The 18,034-nt window shown below is 69.1% G+C and carries 27 protein-coding genes; 6 read left to right on the top strand and 21 right to left on the bottom strand.

The genetic code is table 11. From position 1 onward, the window contains the following. Positions 1-11: 11 nt before the first annotated feature. Positions 12-278, top strand: coding sequence for a hypothetical protein (locus D7Y04_RS39965; RefSeq protein WP_121762731.1), 267 nt, complete (start codon positions 12-14; stop codon positions 276-278). An 83-nt stretch (positions 279-361) separates the two neighbouring features. Here the strand turns inward: D7Y04_RS39965 and D7Y04_RS39960 are convergent, their stop codons facing one another. The 17 genes from D7Y04_RS39960 to D7Y04_RS39885 all read right to left on the bottom strand — a co-directional run bounded on the left by D7Y04_RS39960 (position 362) and on the right by D7Y04_RS39885 (position 9,746). After that, a complete protein-coding gene (locus tag D7Y04_RS39960; protein ID WP_121762730.1) occupies positions 362-586 on the bottom strand; it encodes a hypothetical protein in 225 nt (74 codons plus the stop codon). 31 nt (positions 587-617) lie between these two features. Further along, positions 618-818 carry a hypothetical protein gene (locus D7Y04_RS39955; protein WP_121762729.1) on the bottom strand — a complete coding sequence of 67 codons (201 nt, stop codon included), beginning with the start codon at positions 816-818 and terminating at the stop codon, positions 618-620. Positions 819-890: 72 nt separating this feature from the next. Next, the gene (locus D7Y04_RS39950; RefSeq protein WP_121762728.1) at positions 891-1,289 is read right to left on the bottom strand and encodes a ParB/RepB/Spo0J family partition protein; all 399 of its coding nucleotides are present in this window, start codon (positions 1,287-1,289) and stop codon (positions 891-893) included. Between the two features lie 316 nt (positions 1,290-1,605). Further along, a complete protein-coding gene (locus D7Y04_RS39945; protein ID WP_121762727.1) occupies positions 1,606-2,316 on the bottom strand; it encodes a hypothetical protein in 711 nt (236 codons plus the stop codon). Positions 2,317-2,406: 90 nt separating this feature from the next. Continuing rightward, complete coding sequence (tmk, locus tag D7Y04_RS39940) at positions 2,407-3,027, bottom strand: dTMP kinase (protein WP_121762726.1); 621 nt, start codon at positions 3,025-3,027, stop codon at positions 2,407-2,409. After that, a complete protein-coding gene (locus D7Y04_RS39935; RefSeq protein ID WP_121762725.1) occupies positions 3,020-3,619 on the bottom strand; it encodes a hypothetical protein in 600 nt (199 codons plus the stop codon). The genes tmk and D7Y04_RS39935 overlap by 8 nt, the downstream gene beginning before the upstream one ends. Beyond that, a complete protein-coding gene (locus D7Y04_RS39930) occupies positions 3,612-4,946 on the bottom strand; it encodes a hypothetical protein (protein WP_147477293.1) in 1,335 nt (444 codons plus the stop codon). Before D7Y04_RS39930 ends, D7Y04_RS39935 begins: the two co-directional genes overlap by 8 nt. Beyond that, positions 4,943-5,347 carry a cell wall protein gene (locus tag D7Y04_RS46970; protein WP_370457316.1) on the bottom strand — a complete coding sequence of 135 codons (405 nt, stop codon included), beginning with the start codon at positions 5,345-5,347 and terminating at the stop codon, positions 4,943-4,945. Before D7Y04_RS46970 ends, D7Y04_RS39930 begins: the two co-directional genes overlap by 4 nt. Positions 5,348-5,456: 109 nt before the next feature. After that, positions 5,457-6,059, bottom strand: coding sequence for a hypothetical protein (locus tag D7Y04_RS39920; RefSeq protein WP_121762723.1), 603 nt, complete (start codon positions 6,057-6,059; stop codon positions 5,457-5,459). 376 nt (positions 6,060-6,435) lie between these two features. Beyond that, entirely contained in the window at positions 6,436-6,996 is a 561-nt protein-coding gene (locus tag D7Y04_RS39915; RefSeq protein WP_121754281.1) for a hypothetical protein, read from the bottom strand. A 1-nt stretch (position 6,997) separates the two neighbouring features. Then, positions 6,998-7,972 (bottom strand): ATP-binding protein, encoded by a 975-nt coding sequence (locus tag D7Y04_RS39910; protein WP_158627670.1) that lies wholly within the window; start codon positions 7,970-7,972, stop codon positions 6,998-7,000. A 57-nt stretch (positions 7,973-8,029) separates the two neighbouring features. Then, positions 8,030-8,275 (bottom strand): hypothetical protein, encoded by a 246-nt coding sequence (locus tag D7Y04_RS39905; RefSeq protein ID WP_121762721.1) that lies wholly within the window; start codon positions 8,273-8,275, stop codon positions 8,030-8,032. A gap of 54 nt (positions 8,276-8,329) precedes the next feature. Beyond that, positions 8,330-8,539 (bottom strand): hypothetical protein, encoded by a 210-nt coding sequence (locus tag D7Y04_RS39900; protein ID WP_121762720.1) that lies wholly within the window; start codon positions 8,537-8,539, stop codon positions 8,330-8,332. A gap of 50 nt (positions 8,540-8,589) precedes the next feature. Continuing rightward, a complete protein-coding gene (locus D7Y04_RS39895) occupies positions 8,590-8,946 on the bottom strand; it encodes a hypothetical protein (RefSeq protein ID WP_121762719.1) in 357 nt (118 codons plus the stop codon). After that, positions 8,943-9,113, bottom strand: a complete 171-nt coding sequence (locus D7Y04_RS44695; protein WP_158620788.1) for a hypothetical protein — start codon at positions 9,111-9,113, stop codon at positions 8,943-8,945. Before D7Y04_RS44695 ends, D7Y04_RS39895 begins: the two co-directional genes overlap by 4 nt. Continuing rightward, positions 9,106-9,369 carry a hypothetical protein gene (locus D7Y04_RS39890; RefSeq protein ID WP_121762718.1) on the bottom strand — a complete coding sequence of 88 codons (264 nt, stop codon included), beginning with the start codon at positions 9,367-9,369 and terminating at the stop codon, positions 9,106-9,108. Before D7Y04_RS39890 ends, D7Y04_RS44695 begins: the two co-directional genes overlap by 8 nt. Positions 9,370-9,425: 56 nt before the next feature. Further along, positions 9,426-9,746 carry a hypothetical protein gene (locus tag D7Y04_RS39885; RefSeq protein ID WP_147477292.1) on the bottom strand — a complete coding sequence of 107 codons (321 nt, stop codon included), beginning with the start codon at positions 9,744-9,746 and terminating at the stop codon, positions 9,426-9,428. Positions 9,747-9,903: 157 nt separating this feature from the next. On the opposite strand from D7Y04_RS39885, the gene D7Y04_RS39880 reads away from it, so the two are divergent. From D7Y04_RS39880 to D7Y04_RS39865, 5 genes are all read left to right on the top strand, one after another. Beyond that, positions 9,904-10,188: a hypothetical protein gene (locus D7Y04_RS39880; RefSeq protein WP_147477291.1), complete on the top strand. Its 285-nt coding sequence runs from the start codon at positions 9,904-9,906 to the stop codon at positions 10,186-10,188. Between the two features lie 74 nt (positions 10,189-10,262). Beyond that, on the top strand, positions 10,263-11,195 hold the full coding sequence (locus D7Y04_RS39875; protein ID WP_147477290.1) for a hypothetical protein: 933 nt from the start codon (positions 10,263-10,265) through the stop codon (positions 11,193-11,195). A gap of 574 nt (positions 11,196-11,769) precedes the next feature. Then, a complete protein-coding gene (locus D7Y04_RS44690) occupies positions 11,770-12,063 on the top strand; it encodes a helix-turn-helix domain-containing protein (RefSeq protein ID WP_158627669.1) in 294 nt (97 codons plus the stop codon). A gap of 1 nt (position 12,064) precedes the next feature. Then, entirely contained in the window at positions 12,065-13,267 is a 1,203-nt protein-coding gene (locus tag D7Y04_RS39870) for a site-specific integrase (RefSeq protein ID WP_158627668.1), read from the top strand. 323 nt (positions 13,268-13,590) lie between these two features. Continuing rightward, positions 13,591-14,115 (top strand): hypothetical protein, encoded by a 525-nt coding sequence (locus tag D7Y04_RS39865; RefSeq protein ID WP_121762713.1) that lies wholly within the window; start codon positions 13,591-13,593, stop codon positions 14,113-14,115. 21 nt (positions 14,116-14,136) lie between these two features. On the opposite strand, the gene D7Y04_RS39860 is transcribed toward D7Y04_RS39865, so the two are convergent. The 4 genes from D7Y04_RS39860 to D7Y04_RS39845 all read right to left on the bottom strand — a co-directional run bounded on the left by D7Y04_RS39860 (position 14,137) and on the right by D7Y04_RS39845 (position 17,969). Continuing rightward, positions 14,137-14,934 carry a DUF3626 domain-containing protein gene (locus tag D7Y04_RS39860; RefSeq protein WP_233601801.1) on the bottom strand — a complete coding sequence of 266 codons (798 nt, stop codon included), beginning with the start codon at positions 14,932-14,934 and terminating at the stop codon, positions 14,137-14,139. Positions 14,935-14,998: 64 nt separating this feature from the next. Next, positions 14,999-16,096 carry a glycosyltransferase family 4 protein gene (locus D7Y04_RS39855; RefSeq protein ID WP_121762711.1) on the bottom strand — a complete coding sequence of 366 codons (1,098 nt, stop codon included), beginning with the start codon at positions 16,094-16,096 and terminating at the stop codon, positions 14,999-15,001. Between the two features lie 121 nt (positions 16,097-16,217). Further along, entirely contained in the window at positions 16,218-17,501 is a 1,284-nt protein-coding gene (locus D7Y04_RS39850) for a hemolysin family protein (protein WP_120594273.1), read from the bottom strand. Positions 17,502-17,585: 84 nt separating this feature from the next. Then, positions 17,586-17,969: a response regulator gene (locus tag D7Y04_RS39845; protein ID WP_120567753.1), complete on the bottom strand. Its 384-nt coding sequence runs from the start codon at positions 17,967-17,969 to the stop codon at positions 17,586-17,588. Positions 17,970-18,034 lie beyond the last annotated feature (65 nt).

Below are 18,034 nucleotides of genomic sequence, written 5' to 3'. Positions count from 1 at the left end.
AGGCTCGCCCCATGCTGGACGCACTCATCGGCTGGCTCAAGGTCAATTGGCAGTGGCTCGTGCTGGCCTACTACCTCTGGAAGTGTTCCGGCACGCTGTGGCTGATTTACGTGGACCTCGACAAGGCGCGGGGTGATTTGCGCGACATCAAAGAGAAGGTCGACGAGGTGGCGCACAACGTCGACGAGTATGTCGGCAGAGGTCGATACAATGGCCCTCCCGACTATTTCGCTGATGAAGCTGAGCGCAAGCGTCGCGAAGGCACTGCTGGCGACTAGCGCCTGAGTGCTTCCACCATCACCCGCTGCCACCTGTGCGGCAAGCGCCTGGGCCAGTGCGACCACCCGCGCTGGCTGCTCCGTCACGCGGTGGCCTGCGAGGACGCAAGCAGCTCGATGGCGTCCGGGCCCGGTTGAGCTCCGAGGGCCACCAGCGCCTCGCGCTCCGCGGCGAGGTACTCCGTCCTCGCGTCCGCCAATCGTGTCCGTGCATCAGGACTCCCGTCCAGCCCGCGCATCGCACCCTGCAGCGCCAGCTCCGCTTCGCCCAGGCGCTGCGCCAGCGCTACCCGCTCCGTCGTCGTCATTCCGGTCGCGGAGAGCGGGGGGCGTGCCGAGCTACATCGCCGCCCAGTCCTCCGGCCCGCGCACGTCTGTCTGGGCCTCGCGGTTGGCCTCCCGGAGCGCATCGTCCACTAGGTGGGCCACACGCTCGGCGTTGGCCGGCAGCTTCCCGCCGGGCTCCATGGCCTCCTCGTGCAGGCTCGGCGCGGCGGTGGTGACGTGCCGCTTCACGACGGACATCCGGGACAGGGACATGGCCACCTCCACGACGGAGGGTGCGCGTGCGCACGCGCGGCCACAACCGCAAGGTGCGGCCGGGACCCGGCGTCACCCTGCGGCGTTTGTTGCGTCCTCGGCCTCGGCGAGCGCAGCCGCGCCAGGGTCCCAAGGGCGGAGGTAGTCGGCCAGGTCCTCCTGCTCGATGGGGTTGTCCCTCTCGTTTCGGAGGGAGTCGCCGTGGATGGATTCGTGCACGTGGATCCCACCGCCCAGCTGGGCCACGTAGAGGGGGACCTCCTCAAGCCCTGCCTCTTGTGCCGCGGCGGTGCGGTGACTCCCCGTGAGTGCGAGGAAGGCGCCGACGGCGGAAGGATGGGGCACGCCGAGCAGCGGGCGTCCCTGCCAGCCATTCTCCTCCATGGACTCACGCAGGGCGGCCAGCTTCCCGTCATCGCGGACTTCGTGCGGCGGGATGATGCTGTCGATGCGAACCATCACGACGCCCATGACGACCTCCGGTGAACGCTGGCAGAGGGTACCGCCTGGGAGGGCGGTGGATCGCTACCTCTCAGGCGGTATGCCCTGTGCGGCCCCAGCGGCACGCCACCTTGCCGCCGCCCCCATCTTCGTTGGCTGGAGGCGACCGTTGCGGCCAGGGCGGTAGATGGTCCGGTCCTGGCGGCGTGGCCCCACCGCGTGGCTGCCCGAACAGAACAGGAAGCCACCCGGAAGCGGGGTGAGGATCTGCCCGCAGACGGGGCAGCGATAGGCGCTGGGCATCATGCCCAAGAGACGCTGGGCGCCGGGCTTGTTACCTCTCGGGCTACAGGGGCAGCAGGTCCGCCTGCAGCGCGACGCCTGCGGTGACGTGGGTGCCAGTCATGCCCGGCACGGACGCTTCTCTGGCGGGCACGTGCGTCAGCGTCAGGCCCGCCGTCACCCGCTGCATCGTGACGGATGCGCCCACGGACAGGCCCAGCCAGGTGCCGCTGGCATCCCCGGTGCGGCGGCGCAGCACCGGCCCCGCCTCCAGGGTGCCCAACACCAGACGCGTGGGCGTGTGCACCTGCCACCAGTGCGCGGCCACGCCCGCGTCGGCGCGCAGCGACGTCCAGGAGGCGTCAGCCGCGGAGTCGAGGGACGCACCGGCGCGGAGGTATCCGCCCAACGTCAGCGGCAGTTCGCTGCGGTCGCCCAGCCGGTGGAGGCGCGCAGCCGCGCTCAGGCCCAGGCGCCCACCGGGGCGCAGCAGCAGCCCGCCGGCCGCGTCCGGCCCGTCCGCCGCGACGCTGGGGGCCAGGTGCGTGAGCAACTGGAGGGCGCCGCGCTCGCTCCAGCGCCCGTACCCCACGCCCAGGGCGAAGGGGCGCGGGTTGCCCCCGGGCGCGGCCGGGTTGAGGACGCCCTGCGCGGTGGCGGTGGCGACGAGGGAACTCCACGCCGGGAAGGTGGCGCCGTCGGCGGGAGCCTCCTCCTGGGCGAGGGCGGCAGTGGACAGCAGGAGGGACAGCAGGACGGCGGAGCACTTCGACACGGGGAAACCTCGGGGATCGGGCGCACGGGTAGAGCCCTGCCGTCCGGCGCCCGGGCCGGCAGGTGGTGAAGGGGTGAGGTGGTGGGGCGGCTACAGGCCGGCGCGGGGGAGCAGGGGCAGCACCTGCTCAAGAGCCGTGCGCAGCACCTGCGCGGAGCCCTGGGACGCATCCACGCGGACTACGCGCTGGCCCTGGGACTCCAGGTACGTGAGGGCCCGTGCGTAGCCGTCGGCCGCGCTGGCCGCGACCGCAGGAGTCTCGTAGGCGTCCAAGGTGCGTGCTGCTCCCGCGCGCCCGAGAGCGACGTCCACCGGGCACTCCAGGAAGAGGATCAGGTCCGGTTTGAGTGCCTGGGCGTTGAGGCTCATCACGCGCTCCAGGCCCACGTGCGGCCCCTGGTAGGCCAGGGACGACAGCACGTAGCGGGTGCACAGCACCACCTCGCCGCGGGCGAGCGCCGGCCGGATGACCGTCTCTGTGTGGCGCGCACGGTCAGCCGCGTACAGGAGAGCCATCACCTCCGGGGACAGAGGGCGCTCCGCCAGCATGCGCCGGATCAGCATCCCCACGGGCCCGCCGGAGGGCTCCTCCGTGTTCAGCACCCGCGCGCCCTGGGCGTGCAGCTCGTCTCCAATGAGTCGGGCCAGCGTCGTCTTCCCGCTGCCGTCTCCGCCTTCCAGGACGACGAAGGTTCCGGGCACTCTATCCATGGATGGCACCTCCTTCCGATTCCCAGGCCTCGCGCTCGTGTCGGAGCGCAAGAGCCTGGGCCTCGGTCTGGAGCTGCGCGCGGATGGCTGCGGCGAGGGCCGGCATCACGTTCTCGCAGAAGCCACGCACGTCCGGCGGGTAGTCGTAGGAGGCGAACTCGTAGGGCTCGTCCAACGTGGTGTTGGTGCACCAGACGGAGAACTCGTCGATGCGGATTTCGTCGTCGCTCCTCGCGTCACGCCCACTCCAGCGTCCCAGCGCATCGGCCAGTGACTGCCACGCTTCGGCCGCCTTCTCCTTCGAGTAGATGCTGTCGCGGCGGTAGGTGAGGATGTGCTCGCGGATCCGCTTCAGCGTTCGCGCTCCATCCCACCAGTCGCGCGTCTCCAGCTTGCTGCACACGTAATCGTCCTGGCCCGCGAGGTGCGCGACGAAGGCGCGGAACTCGCGCCCCGGCGCGGTCCACCGGAACGCGTAGCTGCCCCAGTCGGATACGGTGGCGAAGAAGCCGTCGCTCCGGAGGATGACGTCCGCGAGCCATGCGCCCTTCTCGGTGCGGAGGCGGTATTGGTAGACGAGCGGATCAGCCACGGGGCACTTCCTCCCCGAGCAGCAGCGGAAGGGCATCGAGCTCACGCGCGAAGGAGAAGGGGTCCTGCCCCGCGAGCACGAGCCCCGCGATGTGACGGGCGGCCTGGTTGCGCATGTCCTCCGCGCCGAGGCGCGCGGCCTCGGTGACGGCCTGGGCGAGCGCGTTCCATGCCGGGAGGATGTCCGCTCCAGCCCGCGCGTTCGGCACCGGCAGTTCCGGGTACACCGCACGGAGGACAGCGACGGCCACGCCCTGGTGCGCGGTGGTGATGCGCAGGGCGCTCCACACCTGGGCGAGCGAGTGGCGCACCGCCTCGGGGATGTACGGGCTGCCGCACGCGTCGCAGCGCGCCCGGCACCACGCGCACGTGCCCTCGCCAGTGCAGGTGCAGCGCCCGGACGGGTGCAACGCATCCACCGCAGACGTCGTCAGCGGCGTGGGCTCGTGGCCCAGCTTGGCGAGGGACTGCTGGATGCGCTCGCTGACGGGCAGCAGCGGCGGCACCGCGGGGCGCACGTCGAGCGGCGACAGCATTCGGTGTGTGGGAGCGGTTGAACCCTCCGGAACGGTCGGAGAGTTCGGGCCGGGCGTCGTCTCGGCGGGCGGGGTGGAGAGGGCGAGGCGCAGGTTCGACTCTACAAGCGCGTGCTGCCCTTCGGCGAGCATGCGAAGCGCGGTGGTGATGGACTTCTCGTACTGCCCCACCTGCGCGCGGAGGGCGTCGCGCTCGGACTCCAGTTCTGCGCGCTGTTTCTCGGTCTCCAGGCCAGCGCTGGCGAGGGTCCGCGAGTTGTCTCGCTCCTGCTCCAATTCGCCCTCCAGCTCCGCCACCAGAGCCTGGAGGGCGGACACCTTTGCCTCGTGCTCCGCGAGCAGGGCCGCGCCGGGGTGCTCCTCGGCCAGCAGGCGGTGGGCGACCTGGAGCGTGAAGGAATCGGGCGTGTACGAGCCGTCGCGCACGCCTTCCATCAGGTCTGCCAACTCCTTCAGCGCGTCCACCAGCGCCGCGTTGTCCTCCACCAGCCCCGGCACCTTCGCACCCTCCAGCGCGGCGTCCCGAAGCATCCGGGCCATCACCGTTTCGGTGGAGCCATTCGTCCGCGCGACCACCGCCCGGAACCACCGCTCCACATCCCCGGTCGCGTACTTCGGCACGCTCGAAGACGGCCCAACCGACGGCAGGGCGGACGTCAGCGGCGCGAGCCAGGCCCATGCCTGCGCGAGCGCGGCCCGGACCTGCGCCTCATCGGCGGACTCCTCGCCCAGGGCGATGCGACGGACCTCCTCCAGCTCCTTCGGCATGCCGCTGACGTCCGCTGATTTCATTGGGTGCTCGCCTCCGCCAGCGCCTTCGAGGCGGCGCGACCGCGCGGCAGCTGGACGTCCTCCACGCTGTTGGGGGCGGCGTTGTCCGCCCACGCCGCAGGGCGCCGGTTCGTCTTCTCCAGGTTGCGCAGCTTCTGGTAGTGCGCCGCGCAGTAGCCCTTCGTCCGGCTGGGCTTGCCGCAGCCCTTGATGGCGCACATGCGCGTGCCGTCTGCCGGGGCCGCCCTCGCCTTGCCGGACTTCGCCGGCCTGGCCGCGCTCGTCGGAGGCGCCTTCACCGCAGGCGCGGGCGCCACCATGCCGCCCAACTTCGCCACGGTGTCGCGCAGCATCTGTGCGGCGTCCTCCAACCTGTCCGCCAGCTCCAGCAGGCCACCACTGCTCTTCGTCTTCGTCGCCACGTTCGTCTCGCTTCGTTGTTGGGGTTGAGCGCGCCGCCGTCGTGACGGCGCGCGGGAAGAGGGCGGGCGGCCCGCTCTGCACCGCCCGCTGGCACGTCATCGGAGGGAGCTAGGGGACCGGAATCGGAAGCAGGTCGCCGGCCAGCATTGCGAGACCGATGCCCACTGCCATGGCAACGTCGCGTGCCGTCACGTCGAAGCCGCGCTGCTTGGCCCTCGCCGTGTACGTCGCGGCCAACTCCTGCTCGCGAGCCTTGGCTGACTCGTCCATTACGCGGGCCATCCAGAGGCGCATCAACTCCGCACCGCGATTGGCTTTGACGCCGGGCGGGGGAGGCTGGTTGCAGAAGAACGCCTCCCGCGCCTTGTAATGCTCCAGGGCCTTGGGGAAGCCCTCCAGGTCCGCCGACTTCATGCCCGGTATCTCGTTGAGCATGAGGTTTTGGACGAACATCACAGCGAACTTCGCGAGTCCGCACTGCACTTCGTCGGAGTGCAGGTCCGCGATGGACTTCACGCTGAACCGCTTCCCATAGGCGGAGATGAGGTCCTTCAGTGACTTCTCCGAGTTGGTGAATGTGATGCCCGCGAAGGGCTGGCGCAGCCCGGGGATCTTGGTGTTGACGGTGAGTGGGGAGAACGGCTCGGCGAGGGCCGGGGATGCCACGAGGCACACGAGTGCCAGCGCGGTGAGACGCGAAGGGAAAGACATACGACTCCTGGGGGTGGGGTTACGGCTGGACGGAGTGCCGACGCCGGACTCGAACCGGGAGCGCTGGGACGTCCAGCGGGGGCCCACGCCCCGTCATCGGCAGTTGCTGCTGGTGCTGCTTTGGACGGAAGGTCCCGGCGGGGGCGGGAGTGGGGACCGCCCCCGCCGGGCAGCGCTCAACGTCAGCGCAGTGAGAGGCCCCGCGAGGCCCTATGCCGCGCGGGGTGAGGTGGAGCGTTCCGTCCAGCCAGGTGGTGTGCTGGCCGCTCCACCGACAAGGCCCGGTGGCCCAATGCCACCGGGTTGCAACCCCGCGCGCTGAGAGATCGACCCGGGCCGTGTGAGGCGGCTTCGGAACGCGCGGTGCTGCGCTACTTCAGAACGGCATGTCCTCGTCCGTGAGCGGCGGAGGCTCGGGCGGGCCGCCGCCATACGAAGGCGGACGACTGCCTCCGCGTGACTGTTGCGGGGCGCCGCGGGCAGGCGCCGGGGAGGGCGCGCGACGTGGCCCGGTGCCCTGCTCCATCGCGAGGATGCGTCCCCGCATCTGCGCCGCGAAGTTGCGCGCCTGGGTGGGCTCCATCTGCTGCTTGAGGGCGAGGCCGCTGCCGAGCGGGTTCACCCACCGCACCTTCGGACTCCACTTCCCCTCGTACTCCTCGTTCTCGATGACGAGGGACACGTCGTTGGACTCGATGCCCGTGAGGTCCGAGACGTCGTTGCCCTGCCAGCCACAAGCGCGGAGGGCCTTGATGGTGTGCTCAAGCGACGCATCCGTGAAGAATCCGAACCAGGTGATGCTCTGGCCGGCGTATGGCTCCGAGCCGTCATTGCCCAGGAAGGTGAACTCGATAGCCACCTGCTCTTTGCCGCCTGACGTGAAGCCGAGAGCGCCCTGCGCGGCGCGCGCCTTGTACCGCCCATTCTCCAGTTGCATGTCACGTCACCTCGCCCAGGCGGGCGTTCGTCCAGTCGTTGAGCTTCGCCAGCTTCACCGCATCCCCTCCGGCCCGCTCGATGGCGGCCAGGGCGCTGCGCTTGTGCGCTTCGGAGAGTTGCTCCGCCTTCTCGCGGATGGCTGCCTCCAGCGCCTGCGGATCCGCCGGCTGGTGGGCCTCCAGGGCGGCGGTGAAGTCTGCCCACGACAGGGGCATGGACTCGGGCAGGTCTCCGCGATTCTTCGCGTCGTAGGCGGCGGTGCGCGTCGTGTAGATGAGACGCGCGCCCGTCGAGACGCCGCGCACGCGCTTCGTGCGCGCGTCCTTGGAGGCGTACGTCTCGTGATTGGCGAAGAGGACGTGCTCCGCCCACTCCTTCACCAACCCGCTGGCCTTCGCGTTCAGCTTCAGCTCGTAGCGGTCGAAGTCGTCCCCCTCCGGATTCTTGAAGGGCTTAATCCAGCAGTGGGCCAGGAGGATGATGTGCATGCCCTTCTGGCGCCGGAGCTTGTCGAGCGCAGCGAGGAAGACGCGCCACTCGTCGAGCGCCGCGCTGTAGCCCTTGCCGTACCCATACGACTCGATGTTGTCCTGCTGGTCCCGCTTGCAGATGTGCGCCCAGAGGAGCGGCTCCGCCCAGTCGAGGGTGTCCACGACCAGCGTCCGGTAGTCGTGCTGCTCGGCGGTGAGGACGCGGACGGCGTCCAGCACCTCCTGCCAGCTCTCCGGCGACGGGAAGCGCGTGACGTCCAGGTGGTCCGTGCCGTCCTCCGCGCCGAGAAAGATGGGGTCCGGCGCATTGGCGCCGAAGGTGGACTTTCCGATGCCCTCGACTCCGTACAGCACGACGCGGAGCGGGGCCGCGCGCTTCCCGCGCACGAGCGCGTCCAGCGTCATGCGTGAGGGGGCGGGCGGCTTCGACTGCGGTCCGCCAGGAGTCCTGGGCGGTGGGCTGCCATTTCGCTGGGGTGACATCATTCGGTCTCCTCTTTCGACCGGGGTTGAACAGCTCAGGGGTGATTCAGCTCAGGGTCATCCGTCGTGCAGGCCCCAGCCGCAGATGAGTCCGTCCTTGCCGTGGATGAGCGGGGCGCCGCAGTGGCAGTGGCCGTTCGGCGCGTGCTGCGCGGGTGGTGGCGGGGAGAACTCGATGCGCCCCGGCGCCGCGCCGGTGGACACGGCGGCCGTAGGCTGCGGCGCGGGAGGCTCCGGTGGTGCGCGCCCGTGCAGCACATCCAACGCGTGGAAGTACTCGGCGCGGTTGGCACGGTGCCGCAAGGTTTCTTGAGACGGCTTGCGTGGACGACGTGGCCAACAGCCCATGGACCGCTCCTACTCGTAGCTCTCGCCCGCGGCCTGTTCCGCTTGGCGCAGCAGTTCCCGTAACTCGGCCTGCACCTCGTCTTCCGGGGTGAGGCAGTCCCACTCCACGTCCCGCCAGCGGTGCCGCCCCTCGTGCTCGTACTCGCGCTCGCACAGCACCCAGCTTCTGTCCGGGTGCTCGGCGTAGGCGGGGCAGGGGGAGCGGTGTGCTTCCGGCAATGCAACCTCTCAGGTTGAATGCCGTAGTCATACCAATTAGGTCTGACGTGCTACGCGGCGGCCTGCTGCGCTTCGCTCTGCGCGCGAAGGTGCCGCGCGAGCCATACTTGGCGCTCCAGCTCGGCGCGCAGGTACACCTCCGCCTCGTTGATGCGGGCGAGCTGGAGCCGCGTGCTGGTGACGCGGCGTTGGAGGCGCAACCACCGCTCGCGCGCAGCGTCGGTGCCGTCCGGCTCGCACGCCTCGTGGAGGTACTCGACGGCCTGCAACACCTCCTGCGTCTGAGTCTGCTGCGCCTCCATCTCGCGCACTTGCTGCGCGAGGCTCGCCGCGTCCCGGTCCGGCGGCGTCCAGCCCTCGCGGGCGAGGATGGCGAGCGCGTCCGCCAGCTCGTGCAGGGGCTTCACTTCGCGCCGCCCTTCAGCTGGGCCAGGTCGGCCGCGAGCCGGAGCGCCACGCCCTCGACGGTGGTGTCCAGCTCCTTCCAGGCTCGCAGCACCTCCGGCGCCACCTCCTGCTCATCGAAGTAGGCGCGCAGCACCTCGCGCGGCGTCTTCGTCTTCTTCTCAGCCACGGCACTCCTCCTTCTGGGGCACCACGTGCCCCGGGTTGCACAGTTGCTGCGCCTTGGCGCGCTTCGCGGCGGCCCGCTCGCGGAAGTCGGCCGCGTCGCGCTCCAGGAAGACGGCGCCCTCCGCGGAGCACCAGTCCGCCCCGGCTTGCCGCTCCTTGTGCTCCGCGCGGAACTCCAGGTCCGCCGCCTCCTTCAGCAGTGCCTCGGCGTCGTCCGTCTGCGGGTGCACCTCTCCCGACGCCATGTCGTTGGCCATCTCGTCCTCGTGGTGGGTGGAGTGGGGCGGGCGCGTGGTGGCGCCCGCTGATGGTGCTACTGGCGCACTTCCAGCACGTCGATGTGCCGGTGCAGCACGCCCGCGGTATCCGTGAAGGTGACGAGCTGCTTGCCCTGCCGCCGCGTCGCCTTCACCTCGCGGATCTGCCGGTCATCCACGTCCTTGCCGTCGTCCTTCCGCCGGAACCACTGGCCCTCCAGGGCCTTCGCCGCATCCACCGCTCGCATCGTCTGCCCCCACTCGCTCGTGTCCGTGCTCCGGTGCTGCTCCTGCTGGCGTCTTCGGTGGCGACCACCGAACTCCCGCTCCGCGACCATTCCCCCGAGGGGCAACGTCCGTCCGCCATCGACATGCATTGATATGCTCTTGCTTTGGTTCTTAGTCAAGTGCATGTTTGGGTGCATGAAGAGGCGTTGGTGAAGGTGCTCGTTGACCCACCTGGCGCTGCTCACATAGGACTGGAGGTCCGCGATGCGGAATGCGTTGCGCATGCGCAGCAGAGGAGGGGACGACGTGGCACCGCTTCAGGACATGACCCACAACCCGAGGGAGCGCAGTTCGCTCATCCTGCCCAGGTCGAAGTGGCAGATCTGGAGCGCTATCGCCCAGGCGCTCAGCCGCGGGCAGGACCGCAATGGCGTGATGGAGGAGGCCCTGGACCAGCAGGCTGCTGCCTGGCTGGAGGGGGCGAGCGCTGAGCAGCGCTCGCGCTACGAAGCCGCGCTGGCTGCCCTCGAGAAAGAGCTGTCTTCGGCTGAACCGGCGCCCAAAGGGCGTGGAGCCAAGCCCAAGAAATAGCTGGAAGCACAGGACGCGAATGTAGAGTCGGAGCTTGGCGCTACGGTGCCCAGGCAGACGGGCGGGAGAGGTTCATGCGGAAGCCGATGAATACCGGCCAGGGTGGTACGTCCCAGCGGGCGCGCGGAGGTGGTGGTGCGAGTTCGGGAGCGCGCGCGGCTGACAATGGCTGGGAAACCGGCAGGGTAGGTCCGTTCGTTGTGAAGCAGCGCGTCGCGCACGACACGGAGCATGGAGACGTCTACTTGGCTTCAAATGGTCATACCGGGCATGCAGCGCTCGGCGTCCGGCCGACAGCGGACCAGGTGGATGGCGATTCGCCGTGCTCATGGTCTGCGCGCGTCGAGTCGCTCAACGGACAGGCGTTCGTGGAAGTGCTCACGATCCAGGCGCCCGCATCGGTCTCTCCCGCCGACGTGTGCGAGGAGATAGCGGTGACGCTGGGTGATTTGTCGAACGTAGTGGACCAGGTCAGGCGCAAGCCGGTGGTGCTGGATCACCTGATGGCGCCTCCTGTGCCGCGCTGGCGACGGCAGATCGGGCGCGCGCGACGCCGACTGGCTTCGGTCCGTCTCATCATCGCTGCTCAGTGGAAGAACGCGGCCCTTGTGGGACTGACGGCCAGCTTGCTGCTGGCCGTAGGGGTTCGCCAGGGGCCTTCAACTCCAGAGAAGCCCAAATCGGCAATGCCCGAGCCGGAGCGCGCAGTGCTCACGACGGGCATCGCAGAAACCTCGCTCAGCGAGATCGACGTGACTCCGCCCGTCCCAGTCTACGGTTTGGACCAGATGGTCCGAATCGCGCTCGATATGCCCGGCAAGCCGTTCAAGGGCCAGCGCCGGCCGCCGTGCAAGAAGAACCAGGAAGAGATCATCGGAGCTTGCTGGGTCGCGGTGAAACAGGCGCCCCCTTGCGGCGACGACTACTTCGAGCACAAGAGCGTCTGCTACGCGCCCTTCATGGTGCTATCGGACGGCACCGAAGCGCCGCGACCGATTGCGCAGTGAGTGGACTTGCTTTCTGGCCGTACTGGCAGTAACGATTAATTCATCAGTTCCGCAGCACCCGCTGACTTGCTGGCAGCGGTAGCCCCAAACGATCTAGTCCGAATTCACTCGTCAGCCTTTGTTGGCTGGCGGTGATAGGGCCCCACAACCGCGTCGTGGCGCTGTGGCGTGTCCGCAGGTTCCCGCTGGTGACCAGCAAGCACCAGCGGGGCCTGTTTTGGGGTCGCCATGGGACGTCGTCACACGCCGCGTTGCTTCGCTCCGAACATCCAGGATCCACAGGCTCGGACGGTGCGTCCATACATGGCACCTCCGTCGCTCACGCTCCCCATGTCGAGGCTCTGCCCTCGCGTGCTGGGAGCGGTGCGCTGTCGTCGAGGCTTCCTGTTGGTCCTGACGAGGCGCGCCCCTTCCGTTCTACCTCCCTGAGTTGGCGCGGCAGTTGCTCTTCGTGCGCGCGTGCCCCGCCCGATTGATCAGGGCGTGCATGGCGCGGCCAGGGTGACAACCTTTCAGGTTGTTGCCACACTTCAAACCTAATCCTTCGTTCAGTGCCGTGCTGGTGGGGTATTCGATGAGTGATGACTTCAACCAGGGCGCTACGACGCCGCTGGATCATGAGGCACCGGAGGCGAGGAAGCGCTCGCGTCGTACTCCGGTGCCCCGGTCGGAACTGCCGCCCGACCATTGGAACGTGGACAACGTGGCCGCCTACGCAGGCCGCTCGAAGGACTGGGTGTACACGCACGTGGCAGCGGGCGATCTCCCGCACACGAAGCGCGGCGGCATCCTGTACTTCGACCCGGAGACCGTCGCGAAGTGGCTCGTCGGCAAGCCGGTCGCCGTCGCGAAGGGGCGGGGGCACTGACATGGCCGGTGTCCGGAAGCGCGGGCAGCGCTACTACGCCATTCTCAAGGACTCAGCGGGCAGGAAGGTGGAGCGGGCCGTCAAGGGCCGCACGCTCACGGAGGCCCGCAAGAACGCGCGCGACCTGGAGGAGCGCGCGTGGCGGACCCGGAACAACCTCGGGACGGAGCCGACAGCGGAGACGTTGGCGGAGGCCGCCCCGCGGTTCCTGAAGGCCTCGCGGCACCAGGCCAGCTTCAACAGCTTGGAGTCCCGCTGGCGTCTCCACATCCTGCCCGCGCTTGGTGCGCTTCCGGTGGGGCAGATTCGCCCGACCAACATCGACGAGCTGCTGGCCGCGAAGCTGGATGACGGCTACGGCCAGCAGACGCGCCGGCACCTGCGCATGACGCTGTCGGCCTTCTTCAAGTGGGCGATGAAGGACGGGCTCGTGGAGAGGAACCCCGTCCACGAGGTGGAGGCCATCGCGGTGCCTGACGCCAACCCAAAGGCGTTGACCTGGTCCCAGTTGGAAGCCCTGCGTGACGCAGCGACGCTGCCGTGGCTCAAGGACCTCATCTGGGTGGCCGCGCACCTTGCGCTCCGATACATCGAACTGCGGCGGATGAAGTGGGAGCACGTGGACTTCCGCCGCGGCGTCATAGAGACGACGCGCGCAAAGCGCGTCACGACGATGCAGCGCAGCGAGTCGTCACGGCCTGCCGTCATCCCCGATGTTCTGCTTCCGTACCTGCGTGCCATGTGGGCTCGCCGCCGGGGCGAGTACCTCTTCTGCTACGAGGACGGCGGCCAGCTGCCGAAGACGAGTCCCCACGCTCGCTTCAAGGCCGCCCTCAAGGCCGCGAAGATCATCCAGGGCTACCGGCTCATCTGTCGTCGGCGGGGTTGCGGCTTTAGCGAGACCGCGAAGAGCGGCAAGTCCACGCCGTGCCCGCGATGTGGTTTCGCCCTTTGGCCGAAGGTCATCCCCGGCGCCTTCTCGTTCAAGGACCTCCGGAGCAGCGCCATCACCCGCATCATCGACGTGACGGGCAACGCTCGAGTGGCCCAGCTCCAGGCCGACCACGCAGACATGAAGACGACCCTCAAGCACTACCACGCGAAGAACGTGGACGTGCAGCGGGAGGCCTTGAACCGGGCGTTCGGCGGTGGCTCCTCGCCCCCGTCCGACCCGCCCCCTCAGAGGGAAATGGCTTCCACCTAGTTTCCACCCAAGAAACCCGAAACGACCCAACCGAACCCAGCACAACCCAAACCCACCACCTCACAACCCCTTAGAAACACTGAGGAACCCAATGAACCCCAAGCGTCCCCAAACGAAACCGACGCCCAAGATTGGCCTCCGGAGCCAAAGGCCGCAGGTTCGAATCCTGCATCGCGCGCAGATGTAAGGGCCCGGAATCACTGGGGAAATCCCAGGGATTCCGGGCCTTTGCTTTTGGGGCGTGCGCTGCTCGCGGCGGTATGCCGGCGGGGGTTGGACGTTCCAGGGGATGGCGTTGCCTCAGCCCACCTGGAGACGGACTCATGAACCCTCGGAAGACGTCGTCGCCCCGCGCAGTCTGCCTGCTGACCATCCCGGTCCTGCTCTTGATGGGCATGGGCTGCGCGGCCCAACGCCAGCAGGTCGCGCTGGAGGATGAGGTCCGCGAACATGTGTATCGCAAGCAGCTCGCGGACGTGTGGCCCACGGCCCTTGCCCTGCTCAAGGACAAGGGCTTCTCGGTCATCGCGGATCCCACCCGCTACGAGGCCCGGACGGAATGGGCGCAGATCACTCCGCCCTCCTCGCTGGGGACCCACTACGCGAGCTTCTTCTTGGTCGGCACCGAGCGCGGCTCCGGTCAATGCACCATCCGGTACTACCGCAACGAGCGCTCCATCGCGCTCGCGCCCAGCCGGTCCGGTCAGTCGGAGCCGCGCCCGGAATACCAGCCGGATGGTATCCAGGGCTCGCGGCTCGTCCCAGCGAACCGCGACCGTGACCTGGAGTGGCAACTGCTCCAGCGCCTGGAGCCGGACTTCGCCCGCACCCTCGCGGCGAAACCGTAAGCCCGCCGTTGCGCAAGGGCTTCAGCCACCGCCTCGGGGCAGGGCGGGCCCTTCCCAGCTCCGGCCGAAGCGGGCCAGGCAGTGCCAGACCTTCTTGAGGGACTGGGGATCCACCGACGCGTCCGCGCGAGCCAGGCCCAGGATGAACGGCGTGAGGCGTTCATCGTCCGCGAGCTGCTCCGCGAGCCGGAGGATGTCGTCACCCCGGTAGCTCGCGTGGGGCCGCAGTTCGTTCAGCGTGACGGCATAGCCCGGATGCCATTCCACGCGGACGCCCAACGCGCGCGCTTCGTCCTCGATGGGGGTCCCCTCGTAGCTGGGGTCGAGCACCAGGGCCTCGATGTCCTCCGGAATCCGGAGGTCGCCATGGACGTGGGCCTCGACGTACCAGTCCAGCGGATCCTCGAAGGGCGTGGCCTCCGCCAGGCCAATCAGCGCCATCCGCTCGGAGGTCCCGAAGGACGTGGGCTCGAAGACGCTGTCCGGGAAGCAGAAGCTGGAGCGGTCCAGCGCTGCCTCCGTCAGCCGGAAGTAGCTGGAGCCGAAGCGGGGAGAGCCCCCATGGGCCTCTCCGCGGAAGTTCAGCGAGCCGTACTTGGGGCGCTCGCTGCCGTGGCGCGCATCATAGAAGCCATTGAAGAGGCGGCTCTCCCACCGCCAGCGGGCTCCGTCGGGAAACGCCGTGAGTCCGCCGTTGCTCGTGCGCGTCTCGAACTGGGATCGGTACCGGCCGTCACGGCGCATCGCGGTCAGGATGCCGCTTCCCTCGAAGAGGACATCCGGATGGAAGTGCAGGGTGACCCGGAGCTGGCGATCCATGGGACCGCCCCGGGCCTGCGGGTGCACATGCTCCAGAGCGGGATGGCGCGAGCGCATGTCCCGCTCAGACGCCCGTCACCTGACGGATGAACGCGAGCATCCGCGAACACGTCGTGTCCAGGTCCATGTGCGCCTCGGCCATGCGGCGGGCCTCCAGTCCCATGGCCTCCAGTGTATCCGGGCGCTGCACCAGCGCGTCCAACGTGTTCGCCAGCGCGGCGTAGTCCCCCACCGGAACGATGTGCCCGTCCACGCCGTCACGCACCAGCTCGCCCACGCCGCCCGCGGGCGTGGACACCACCGCCAGGCCCGCGGCCTTCGCCTCCGCGATGGCCCACGACGACATGTCCGCCATCGTCGGCAGCACGAAGAGGTCCGCCGCCTGCGCCAGGCCAATCAGCTCCGGCGAGTTCGGCTGCATGCCCACGTGGACGCGCACCCCCGGCGGCGCCTCGAAGGGCGTGGACGTCACCAGGTCCAGATGCCAGCCCTTCCGCCGCGTCTCCCGCGCCCAGCGCAGGAGCAGCTTGCCGCCCTTGCGCCCCAGGTCGCCGCCCACGAAGAGCAGCCGTACCACGCCGTCCCGGGGCTTCTTCTCCGGCGCGGGCCGCCACAGCGTCGTGTCCACGCTGGGCCACACGACGTGCACGCTCGCGTCGGGCACGCCGTACTCCTCCACCAGCGAGCGCTTGGTGAACCGGGAGAAGGACAGCACTCCCTTCGCGATGGCGTACGTGCGCCGGTGCAGAGCGTTCTTCGCCCGGCCCACCCAGCCCGCGTGCTGCGAGCGCAGGCCGTAGTAGCGCAGGTAGTCCTCCAGCCCGCTCGGCGTGGCGTCCGTGGAGATGACGCTCGGCACGCGGCGCATGAAGTCGTGCGCCAGGTGCGCCAGCCGCTGCGTGTGCACCACCGCGGCCCGCACCGGCTCCCGCGCGGAGGCCTGGTTCAGCGCACTCCGGGCGCGCAGCCCTCCGCGCACCGACAGCCGCGAGCGCACCAGCGGCAGCTGCTCCCAGACGTCATCCGCGTGCTCGTCGATGGGCAGCCACACCGGCACGATGTCGTTGCGCCGCGCCATCGCCCGCTTGAGGTTGTCCAGGAACACCGCGTTGCCGAGCGTCGTCTCGATGGCGAACGCGATGCGTGGGGGTGATGACGACATCCGCTGCGTGATCCTCCCGGGGCCGGTGCGTCCCGCTCGGGGTTATAACGACCCGGTGCGTCATCACCAACAGCCTGGCGGGGTACCCGTCTGGATTCACACGGAGGAGGTAGTCCCGGCGTCACGCCTCGGGCTGCGCGGGCTGTTCCGGAAGGTGGAAGCGCACCTGGCGCACGCGGCGCGGTGACGCCTCCAGCACCTCCAGCACCGTGCCGTCCGGCATGGGCAGCTTCGTGCCCTGCTCCGGGATGGCGCCTCCCGCGAGCGCGATGCACAGGCCCGCGACGGTGGAGTAGTCCTCGCTCTCCTCCAGCTCCAGCTCCAGCGCGCGGTTCACTTCGCGCAGGCTCGCCTCGCCCTGCACCACCGCGATGCTGGGGCCTTCGCGCCGCACCAGCACCTCCGGCGTCTCGGACTCGCTGAGGATGTCCCCCACGAGCTCCTCCACCAGGTCCTCCACCGTCACCAGCCCCACCACGCCGCCGTGCTCGTCCACCACCACCGCCAACTGCATCCGCCGGCGCTGCAGCTCCTTCATCGCCGCGATGGCGCGCATGGACTCCACCAGGAACAGCGGCGGGCGCAGCACGTCCTCCAGGACGATGAGGTGCCCCTCCCAGGCCACGCCCAGCAGGTCCTTGGCCACGATGTAGCCCACCACGTTGTCCAGCGTGCCCTCGTACACCGGCATCCGCGAATGCCCGTGCTCCAGCAGCACCTGGCGGATCTCCTCGTTGCTCGCGTGCCGGCGCAACGCGACGATGTGCTCGCGCGTCACCATCACCTCGCCCAGCGTCAAATCCCCCAGCGCGAAGGCGCGCGACGCAATCTCCCCCGCGCGCGGATCCAACGTGCCCTGCTTCGACGCCTCCTCCACCAGCTGGAGCAACTCGTCCGGCGACAGGCGCGACTCGGAGAAGTTCGTCTTGTCCCCGAAGAGCTTCAGCACCACGTTGGAGCTCGCGGTGAGGAACCACACCAGGGGCCGCATCACCCACGCCAACGCCTTGAGGGGCCGGCCCAGCGTCAGCGCGTACTGCTCGGAGTAGCGCAGCGCCAGGGACTTGGGCACCAGCTCCCCCAGCACCAGCGACAGGTACGACACCAGCGCGACCACCAGCGCGAACGCCACCTGGCTCGCCGTGGCCTCCGGCACACCCAACCCGGCCAGCACCCCCGACAGCCGGTGCGCGATGCTCGCGCCGCCGAAGGCTGCCGCCGTGGAGCCAATCACCGTGATGCCAATCTGCACCGTGGCCAGCAACCGCTCCGGATCATCCCGCAGCGCCGCGACGGCCTTCGCGGACTTGCTGCCCTGCTCCAGCAGCTCCTTCAGCCGCGTCTTGCGCACGGACAGCAGGCCCAGCTCGGCGCCCGCGAAGACGCCATTGGCCAGGACCAGCAAGAGGATGATGACGAGCTCCGTGACGATGGCGGCCCTCCTGGCTGGATCCACCCCGCCACGTGGCGGCGGGTGACGCCTCCAGTCCTACACCCCCAGCGATTGCAGGAGGAGCGACAATTGGTCGCGACTCGCTCCCTTGGGCAGGTAGTAGTGGGGACCGGACATGAGTGCGCTGCCCACATCCTGCGCAGCCGCGGAGGTGAGGAAGACGATGCGCGGGTTGGTGGACGCGCGTGGAAGCTTCTCCACCACCTCCAGGCCACTCATCCCCGGCATGTTCAGGTCCAGCAGCATGACGCCGAAGCGCTCGCCCCGCCGCAGCGAGTCGAGCGCCTCCTGTCCGTCTGCTGCCTCGGTGGTCTCATAACCGAGGTCCTCCAGGCTCACCCGGAGGAACTCCCTCCAGTCCGCGTCGTCATCCACGACCAGGACCTTCCGAGCCCCATCATCCAGCGCGAGTCGCCCCAAGCATCCTCCTGACCTGAGGAGAACCTTCCAGGGACCCGCTGGCATTCGCGACACTTGTACTTGAG

It is taken from the genome of Corallococcus sp. AB038B (assembly GCF_003668955.1).
Lineage (GTDB): Bacteria > Myxococcota > Myxococcia > Myxococcales > Myxococcaceae > Corallococcus > Corallococcus exiguus.
Note: the sequence above shows the minus strand (reverse complement) of the source record. Positions and strands in the feature narration are given on the sequence as shown.